Source organism: Oscillibacter sp. (assembly GCF_031978065.1).
In the GTDB taxonomy this organism is placed as follows: Bacteria; Bacillota; Clostridia; order Oscillospirales; family Oscillospiraceae; genus Oscillibacter.
In genome coordinates this window covers 1-4664 of record NZ_DALZCH010000028.1, presented here as the reverse complement: position 1 = coordinate 4664, position 4664 = coordinate 1, and the positions used below count along the sequence as shown (strand labels likewise).

Here is a 4664-nt window from a genome sequence, read left to right as displayed (position 1 = left end):
GGGATTGCCCCGCAGAATGCGCAGAGCCTGACGATAGGTTTTCGCGGTTCTGGCCCGAACGGCCTCCTGCCGCGCCCGCAGCTTTTTCACCGCCTCGTCCAGCTCCGCCAGCTTCCCGACGGACAGGCCATTTTCACCCATCAGCCGATCTCGGCAGACCTCGGCGGCGGCGGTCACGTTCTCCAGCGCGCTCAGGGTGGCGTCCGACAGTGTTCGCAGCGCCTCGGCCAAACGATCCTCCCGGCGCTGCTTCCGTTCCGCCCGGCCTCTGGCCCGCTTTTGCCGCTCTTCTCTCAGCCGACTTTGGAGCAAAATGCGCTCCACCTGCGTTTTGTCCCGGAATTTTTGCAAATCCTCCTCCGCGAAGGCAGAGATAATCTCCATCCGCCGGGCAAGGCGGCGCAGCTCCTCGTTTTCCTCCGTGAGCTTTTCCAGCATGGCGCGCAGATCCAGCGCGGCCTGCACGGAGCGCACCGCGTCCACGGTAAAGCCCGCCACCAGCGCCAGCGCCAGCGGCGTGGCGAATGCGGCAGGAATGGACAGCACCAGCCGCGCAATCGGCGGATGGACTACCTTCACCAGCAAAATGGAAAAAAAGCCCCAGGCAATGCTGCTGGAAAGGCAGATATAGCCGTTCACATTGAACCTTTGTCCTGAATAGTCCCAATAGCGCACCTTAAACAGCCGCTCCATGGCCGCACCGGTGACGTATTCCAGCAGCGTGGCCGCCACCGCGCCGCTCAGGTACAGCAACGCAAAATAATTTCGCACCGGCAGAGTAAACAGCAAAATCAGGATGGCTCCGGAGCCGTAAATTGGCAGCACCGGCCCGTAGAGGAAGCCCCGGTTAACCCATCTGCGTCGCCGCGCGGAGACGTAGCACGACTCCCAAACCCAGCCGCACAGACAGTAGAAAAAAAACAACAGGACCCACTGGTCCGCCGTATAGGCACGCAAAAAGCTCCCTCCCTTCAATAATTGTCTCGTCAGTCTACTCCTATCCCGTCGAAAAATCAACCGGACAATTTTTAACATTTAGGCCGTCCGACTAAATTCTTTCAATTTCTCGCTTTTTTCTTTAAAACCTCTCTCGTGGACGTGCAGAAAACAACGCAAACCGAAAGGCCCCGGGGAATTAAGTTCCCCGGGGCCTCACATTTTGATTCTTCGCGTTTGCCGCGAAAACTTTTCACGCTGCCTTTACAGCAGATTGTATAGAATCTTCGCCATCTGGCCACGGGTGATCGAGGTGTTGGGGCGGAACGCGCCGTCCTCATAGCCGCTGATGACCTTCTGGGCCGCCATGGTCTGAATGTAATAGGCGGCGTAGGCGGGAATGGAGGCCGCGTCCTTAAAGGTGAGGGCCGCCTGGGCATAGCCCTTCTGCTGGGTTCGGCCAATCATAGTTGCCGCCTGAGCGCGGGTAAGACTTGCACCGGGGCTAAAATAAATCTTCCCATTCTTCTCAGACCCGGTAAGAATCCCCATGGAGTACAGCGTTTTCACTGCGGTGCGGGCATACTCGCCAATGTCTCCCGCGTCTGCGAAGGGGAGGTCGTTTGCTTCGTATCCGCTTCCGTCCAGTCCCAGATAGCGGTAAAGCATCACGGCAAACTGCTGGCGGGTGATGGATTGGTTGGGGCGGAAGGTCCCGTCCTCATACCCGGTGGTAATCCCGGCGGTTTTCAGCCAGTCCACGTAGGTCCCGGCCCAATAGCCCGCGGTATCGCCGAACTGCACCTCGCCGCCGGTGGCTGCAATGTCGCAGGAGGCGCGGCCGATGTTGCCGGAAGCGTCCCGTGCGGTGACGGTAACGCGGTGAGCATAGGTATCGCTCACGGGCAGAGCGGCGGAAAGGGTCCCCTTCGCAGGGTCATAGGTGAAGGCCACGACCTTGCCGTCCATGGTGACGGACACGCCGCTCTGGGCCGGGAATTTGTCTGCCGCGTCGGTAATCGTTGCGGTTAGACTGGTTCCGGAGAGGGTGGCCTTCACCTCGGGGGGCGCGGTGTCCACCACGTTGTTATAGGAGGTCACCAACTGATCCAGATACAGTGTGCCGGATGCGGCGGTTGCCGTCCCGTCCGCGTTGATTCCAGTGGTCAGCTTGAATCCGGCCAGCGTCGCGGTTCCTGTGGGCAGAGCAACGGTAATCTGCTTCCAGCCGGTAAAGTCCACGCTGCCTGCCGGGGTCTCCACGGTGTTCGCCCCGTCGGAGGTCAAAACGGTCAGCGCATTGCCGGACTTGTCGCCATACAGCCAGAAGCTCATCTGGGTATAGGCGCTGCCGATGGAATAGGGCACGGCGAAGAGAATAGAGGAGGTTCCATCCGCGCCGATGGTGTAATTCACGGCGGCGGAAGCCCGGCCGTACTTCACCAGATTCATGTCGGTGACGCGGGAAATGGTTGCGCCGTAGCTGAAGGAGGAAAGCTCGGGTGCGGCGGCTTCAAAGTCCTCCACCGTGGCAAGGGCGATGTGGGAGACATTCACTTGCACTGTGGCGGTCTTTCCCCCGGCGGAGACCGTCAGGGTGCCGGTGCCGGGGGAACCCGCGGTAAACTTCCCGGTTTTGTCCACCGCGCCGATATCGCCGGTGACGGCCCAGGTAAAGGCCTCCGGGTCCGCCTTCAGGGCCAGATGCCGATATACGGCGGAGGCGGTGAGGGTTGTTGCGCTGCCGGGAGCCACTGTCAGCGTGGTGACGGCGGTAGCGCCGTTTTTCACGGAGATGGAGTCCGGCGTGGTGACGGCGTGAACCTTGGCAGAACCGGACTGTCCGCCGCCCGTGGCGGTGACGGTCACCTCTCCGCCGCTGGCGGGGGTGGTGAGAACACCGTTCTCAACCTCCCCGGCGCTGGTGCTGAGGGTATAGCTTTTGCCGCTCATGGGAATGTAATTGGTATCCACGGCGGCGGCAGTCACGTTTACTTTGCTGCCCGCCAGCACATAGCTGTTGTCAGTAGAAACGTAGAAATGGCTCAGTTGTCCGCTGGACTGGTTGGAGGCCACCAGAAAAATCTGATTGCTCACTGCCCGCTCGCTGCCTCCGGAAGGGCGGTTAACGGTTTTCGCGTTCACCGCGTCGGGCTGGGTTGTGGTGAAGGTGGTGGACCCACCTCCGTCCAGACACAGGGCGGTGACGCAGCCCAGCTCAATCAGCCGCTGGGCTACCTGCGTCATGGACGCGCCCACAGAATACCCGGACCTGCGGCCATCGATGGTATAGAACACCAGCGTCCCGTCGGCCTTCTGGCCCACGGCGGTGCGGGGATTCACGTCGGTGGGAAGTCCGGAAACCACGCTGCCATTCTGCACCAGCGCATACAGTGCGCCCACGGCATACTGCACATCCAGCCAGTCACCGGTGGCCGGGGCGGCGGTAACGCTGATGGTTGCGCCGACGGGAATGTTTTTCATGGCGTTCAGGGCATAGGCATCCGCCTGATTATGAACGGACAAAACCACCTTCCCCTGCGGAACGGCGGTACCCGCCGCGTCGGCAAGCACGCTGTCCACCGTCAGCACCAAGGGGCTTCCGTTTAAAGCCAGAGAGCCGCTCTGGATGGTGCACACCACATCCACCCCCGGCTCCGTGGTGCCGATCGTGTGTTTGGAGTTGAATTCATATGTATAGAGGTAGATTCCGCCCCCGGAAACCCGGGCCTTATTGACGGCGGCAAGCTGGCGCACCACCCGCGTGGGAAAATCACCGTTATCCAGCAGCTCATAGCCAAGGTCGGCACTGACCTTCACGGCGGGCTTGCCCAGCACGGCGGTGCCGTCCTGCCGGAAACCGATGGCCCAATAGCCGCCGTCGGAGCTTTTCAGCTCGCCCTGCGCCGCCACCATGCCGATGGGAAGGCCGTTGTTCACGTTGTAAAAGTCTCCGTTCAGGCCCGCCACCACGCGGTAACCCTGGCTCTCTAGCGCCTGTGCGGCGGAGGAGACGGTGTTGCAGGATGTAAGCACGCTGCCGTAGGTCACCATGGGCGTTGCGGAGGAGCCGGGCCTGTATGTAATCAAGTTTTCCACCCGCATATCGTTGTAGGCGGTGCTCCAGAACACGTTGGTGGACAACTGCGTATCCCGCTGCACCGGGACGTCCTTTTGAAGCAGATCTTCACCCAGCGCGGCAGATGCCGCGGCGGGAACCATCAGCGCACACAGCAAAGATGCTGCCAGAACGCTGGAAAAAATGCGGCGCAGGTAGTTTTTCATATCGACGTTCATGCCTCCATAGTCTCTTCGGTTGTTGTCAACTCTTTTATTCATAACGCTTTCAGGATACCACGCCTTGAAAAGAAAGTAAATCCCGGGCGGACGCTTTCTCCCATGCAATCTTTGGAAACCGCGCCGAACAGGCTCTATTGTAAAGACGTGCCGGCGCAGAAAAAGTTGCAGGCCGCCGAAAAGTTTGCAAACTTTTCGGCGGCCGCCCGGTATTTATTCCTTTGTATCTCCCAGCCGCTCCTTCAGAGGGCTGTCCAGCGCGTTTTGAATGGCCGCGCCGTCTTTATATCTCTGGACCGCGGCGGCGGTTTCCCTCACCGGGGCGATGGTTCCCGCGCCGGCGACGCAGCCGCCGGGACAGGCCATGCCCTCCAGCAGATAACCGTCCCGCTTTCCGGCCTTTGCAAGGGTAAGCATCTTGCGGCACTCCC

3 protein-coding genes are annotated in these 4664 nt (G+C 60.5%); all 3 read right to left on the bottom strand.

Features of this window, described 5'->3' with window-relative positions; translation table 11 throughout:
- On the bottom strand, window positions 1-957 hold a 957-nt coding region (locus RTK01_RS06045; protein WP_312280110.1), incomplete at its 3' end, for a putative ABC transporter permease.
- A 243-nt stretch (window positions 958-1200) separates the two neighbouring features.
- The gene (locus RTK01_RS06040) at window positions 1201-4275 is read right to left on the bottom strand and encodes an S-layer homology domain-containing protein (protein ID WP_312280109.1); all 3075 of its coding nucleotides are present in this window, start codon (window positions 4273-4275) and stop codon (window positions 1201-1203) included.
- 171 nt (window positions 4276-4446) lie between these two features.
- The coding region (locus RTK01_RS06035; RefSeq protein WP_312280108.1) for a [Fe-Fe] hydrogenase large subunit C-terminal domain-containing protein at window positions 4447-4664 on the bottom strand (218 nt) is incomplete at its 5' end.

Coding starts and splice junctions, on each gene's coding strand:
- RTK01_RS06040 (WP_312280109.1), bottom strand. CDS start 4,275: ATGAATAAAAGAGTTGACAACAACCGAAGAGACTATGGAGGCATGAAC.